This window comes from Nguyenibacter vanlangensis (genome assembly GCF_013376155.1).
In the GTDB taxonomy this organism is placed as follows: domain Bacteria; phylum Pseudomonadota; class Alphaproteobacteria; order Acetobacterales; family Acetobacteraceae; genus Gluconacetobacter; species Gluconacetobacter vanlangensis.
Map to the genome: position 1 here is coordinate 1 of NZ_JABXXP010000263.1, position 3,872 is coordinate 3,872.

At 66.7% G+C, this 3,872-nt stretch carries 4 protein-coding genes; 1 reads left to right on the forward strand and 3 read right to left on the reverse strand.

Annotation, left to right across the window (positions count from 1 at the left end; all coding sequences use genetic code 11):
- Positions 1-269 precede the first annotated feature (269 nt).
- The gene (gene prfC / locus HUK84_RS12020) at positions 270-1,829 is read right to left on the reverse strand and encodes a peptide chain release factor 3 (protein ID WP_176640503.1); all 1,560 of its coding nucleotides are present in this window, start codon (positions 1,827-1,829) and stop codon (positions 270-272) included.
- Positions 1,830-1,992: 163 nt separating this feature from the next.
- Positions 1,993-2,610, reverse strand: coding sequence for a 30S ribosomal protein S4 (gene rpsD, locus HUK84_RS12025; protein ID WP_176640504.1), 618 nt, complete (start codon positions 2,608-2,610; stop codon positions 1,993-1,995).
- A 298-nt stretch (positions 2,611-2,908) separates the two neighbouring features.
- On the opposite strand from rpsD, the gene HUK84_RS12030 reads away from it, so the two are divergent.
- Positions 2,909-3,439, forward strand: coding sequence for an HdeD family acid-resistance protein (locus HUK84_RS12030; protein WP_176640505.1), 531 nt, complete (start codon positions 2,909-2,911; stop codon positions 3,437-3,439).
- Between the two features lie 49 nt (positions 3,440-3,488).
- On the opposite strand, the gene HUK84_RS12035 is transcribed toward HUK84_RS12030, so the two are convergent.
- Positions 3,489-3,872: NADPH-dependent F420 reductase (locus HUK84_RS12035; protein WP_374729327.1), on the reverse strand; the 384-nt coding region annotated here is incomplete at its 5' end.

Consider the following 3,872-nt stretch of genomic DNA (forward strand, 5'->3'; position numbering starts at 1 on the left):
CGCGCGTTCATGCAGGTCGCCGACCAGCCGCAGCCCCGCCAGCCGGACCAGGCGTTCGCCCAGCGCGAGGGATGCGGGGTCTTGCGACGCATCCTGGCCGGACGCCTGCCTTTCCGCCCGGGGCGTATCCTGTGCCGAGGCCGCCATCGCGCCGTATCGTTCCGTCATGATTATCGGCTTAGAACCTGGCCGGCACGCGGTCACCCGCAATCCGCGCGGATATACGTTATATTGCCGTTCGGTTACATTCCGTTACGAAACGGCAGCGGTCAGCGTGTCTCGATGCCGATCTGCTTGATGTCGTGGAAGGCGAGGTCGGGGTTCATCTCGGTGGTCCGCCGCATCATGAAGGCCGAACTGGCCAGGAAGACCGGGTCGCCGTCGATATCGTCCGCCATGGCCGAACGGTTGGCGGCGGCGAACAGGTCCAGCTTCGCCCGGTCGCCGGTCACCCAGCGCGCGAGGTTGTAGGGCGTCGATTCGAAGCCGATCGCCACCCCGTATTCCCCCGCCAGCCGGGCCTGCAGCACGTCAAGCTGCAGCGTGCCCACCACGCCGACGATCGGCGATGCGCCGTCCTGCGGGCGGAAGAGCTGCACGACGCCTTCCTCGGCCAGTTCGGTCAGGGCCTGGCGCAGCTTCTTGGCCTTCATCGCATCGTCGAGCCGCACCCGGCGCAGGATTTCCGGCGCGAAATGCGGCACGCCGGTAAAGCGCAGATCCTCGCCCTCGGTCAGCGTGTCGCCGATCCGCAGCGTGCCGTGGTTGGGGATGCCGACCACGTCGCCGGCGAAGGCTTCCTCGGCAAGCTGCCGGTCGCGGGCGAAGAAGAATTGCGGCGTATGCAGCGCGAACTGCTTGCCGACGCGCACATGCTTCAGCCGCATGCCGCGTTCCAGCCGGCCCGAGCAGATCCGCGCGAAGGCCATGCGGTCGCGGTGGTTCGGGTCCATGTTGGCCTGGATCTTGAAGACCAGCGCCGTCAGCCCGGTTTCATCGGCGCGCACCGTGCGGCTTTCGGTCTCCTGGTCGCGCGGCGGGGGGCCGAAGGCCACCAGCGCGTCCAGCAGGTCGGTCACCCCGATCTCTTTCATCGCGCTGCCGAAGAAGACGGGCGTCAGGTGTCCGGCATTGAAACTGTCGCGATCGAAGGTGGGCAGGGCGGCCTCGGCCAGTTCCAGTTCCTCGCCCAACTGCACCATGCGCGGGTCGGACTGTTCCAGCGGGGCGGCCACGTGCAGGCTGCGGGTGCGCAGGTCGTAGGTGCCGGCGAACTGCGCCGCGCGCCCGACCGGCCAGGTCGCCGGCGCGGTGTCCAGCGCCAGGGCGGAGGAGATTTCGTCCAGCAGGGTGAACGGATCCTGCGATTCGCGGTCCATCTTGTTGATGAAGGTGACGATCGGGATGTCGCGCAGGCGGCAGATCTCGAACAGCTTGCGGGTCCGGTCCTCGATCCCCTTGGCCGCGTCGATCACCATCACCGCGGAATCGACCGCGGTGAGGGTGCGATAGGTATCTTCGGAGAAATCCTCGTGCCCCGGCGTATCCAGCAGGTTGAAGATGCAGCCGCCATATTCGAACGTCATCACCGACGTGACGACCGAAATGCCGCGATCGCGCTCGATCCCCATCCAGTCCGAGCGGGTGCGCCGCCGCTCGCCCTTGGCACGGACATTGCCCGCCATCTGGATCGCGCCGCCCGCGCGCAGGATGCGCTCGGTCAGCGTGGTCTTGCCCGCGTCGGGGTGCGAGATGATGGCGAAGGTCCGCCGCCGGCTGATTTCCCGGGCGATGGTGGCGGCCAGGGCGGAGGCGGGCTCGGCGTTCACGGGCGGATTCCTTCGTTCTGCGATGGGCGTTCTGCGATGGCCGTTCTGCGATGGCGGCCGGACTGTACGGGCGGGCACGGTCCGAAAACACGGACGCCGGGCGAGGGGGAAAGCCCCCGCGCCCGGCGCCGCGATCGTGCGATATGCTGGAAAAAAAACCGGATCAGCGCGAATAGAATTCGATGACCAGGTTCGGTTCCATCTGCACCGGATAGGGCACGTCCGACAGCTTCGGGCCGCGCACGAAGCGGCCCTTCATCTGGCGGTGGTCGACTTCCATATATTCCGGCACGTCGCGCTCGCCGCTCTGCGCGGCGTCCAGCACGATGGCGAGCTGCTTGGACTTCTCGCGCACCTCGATCACGTCGTCGTCGCGCACCAGGTAGGAGGGGATGTTCACCTTGCGGCCATTGACCGTGACATGGCCATGGCTGACGAACTGGCGGGCGGCGAACGGCGTCATCGCGAATTTCAGGCGATAGACCACCGCGTCCAGGCGGCGCTCCAGCAGGTCGATCAGGTTCTCGGAGGTGTCGCCCTTGCGGCGCACGGCCTCGTCATAATATTTGCGGAACTGCTTCTCGCTGATGTTGCCGTAATAGCCCTTCAGCTTCTGCTTCGCCATCAACTGGACCGAGAAGTCCGACGGCTTCTGCTTGCGGCGCTGGCCGTGCTGGCCCGGGCCGTATTCCCGCTTGTTGACCGGCGACTTCGCACGGCCCCACAGATTCACGCCCAGGCGGCGATTGATCTTGAACTTGCTCTCAAGGCGCTTGCTCATTGCGCGCTGTCTTCCATACTCGACGGGCGGCCGGTCCCGGAGGGAGCGCCATGCCGCCTTCTATTGCACCGGTAGGCCCTGTTCCGCATGAACAGGGCGGGCGCGTTCCGCATTACCGGCGCCGGGGAGCAACACCCGTTCTGGCACCGGCCGGTCCGTCCACGTTCCCGGCAATGGGGCTGGCCTATAGGCGCAACGAAGCCGCCCTGTCAATCGGCCCCTGTCAATCGTCAATACCCGCCCGTATAGTCACGCCCGTATCGTCAAACATATCATCGATGAAGATCGAGGAGGAAACATGGCCACCCCGTTCACGCAACGCTGGGGATTGTTCGTCCTGCTGGGCGCCGTTTCGATCGCGCTGGGCATCTTTGCCTGGATCGACGCCATTTCCGTCACCCTGGCCAGCACGATCGTCATCGGCATCCTGCTGGTGGTGGCGGGCGCGGTGCAATTGTTCCATGCCTTCGCTGTGCGCGACTGGGGCGGGTTCGTGCTCTCGATGCTGGGGGGCGTGCTTTATATAGTGGGCGGATTCCTGCTGATGGAGGAGCCGGTCAGCGGCTCGATCATCCTGACCGTCTTCATCGCGGCCTGCCTGATCATCTCGGGCACCATGCGCATGGTGATCGCCGCCCGCCATCGCGACCTGAACGGATGGTGGATCGTCCTGGGCGGCGGGCTGATCAGCCTGCTGGTCGGGGTGTGCCTGTATCTGACGCTGCCCTGGTCCGGGCTGTGGCTGATCGGGACCTTCATCGCCGTGGAACTGATCGCGGCGGGGATCGGGTGGATCCAGTTCGGCCTCGCGCTGCGGACCGTGGCCTGAACGCGCCCGGCCGGGCGTCGCCCGTTACGGATTAGCCGTCCGTTACGGATTACAGGCCCAGCCGGCCGCGCAATTGCGTGGCGTTCAGGTCGGCCTCGAAGCCCGGGCCGCCGGGCTGGAAGGCCCGGGCGGCCGAAAGCGGCCCGGCATCCACCGGGTCGAAGCCGGCATCGACGATCAGGCCCCGCACGACCTGCTTCGCCTGTGCGTCGTCCCCGGCATAGGGGATGCCCAGGCGCGGCGGCAGCCGGTGGGCCTCGGCGTCGATCGTGCTCATATCCTCGGAATTGAAGGCCCGCACCACATGGGCGCCCGGAAAGAGGGATTGCGTCACCGCGCCGGCGCCCTGCTGCTGTGCGGTGCGGGCGATGTCGCCGTCGCGCCAGGGATAGGGGTTGCAGGCGTCGATCACCACCTTGCCCTGCAGGATGCC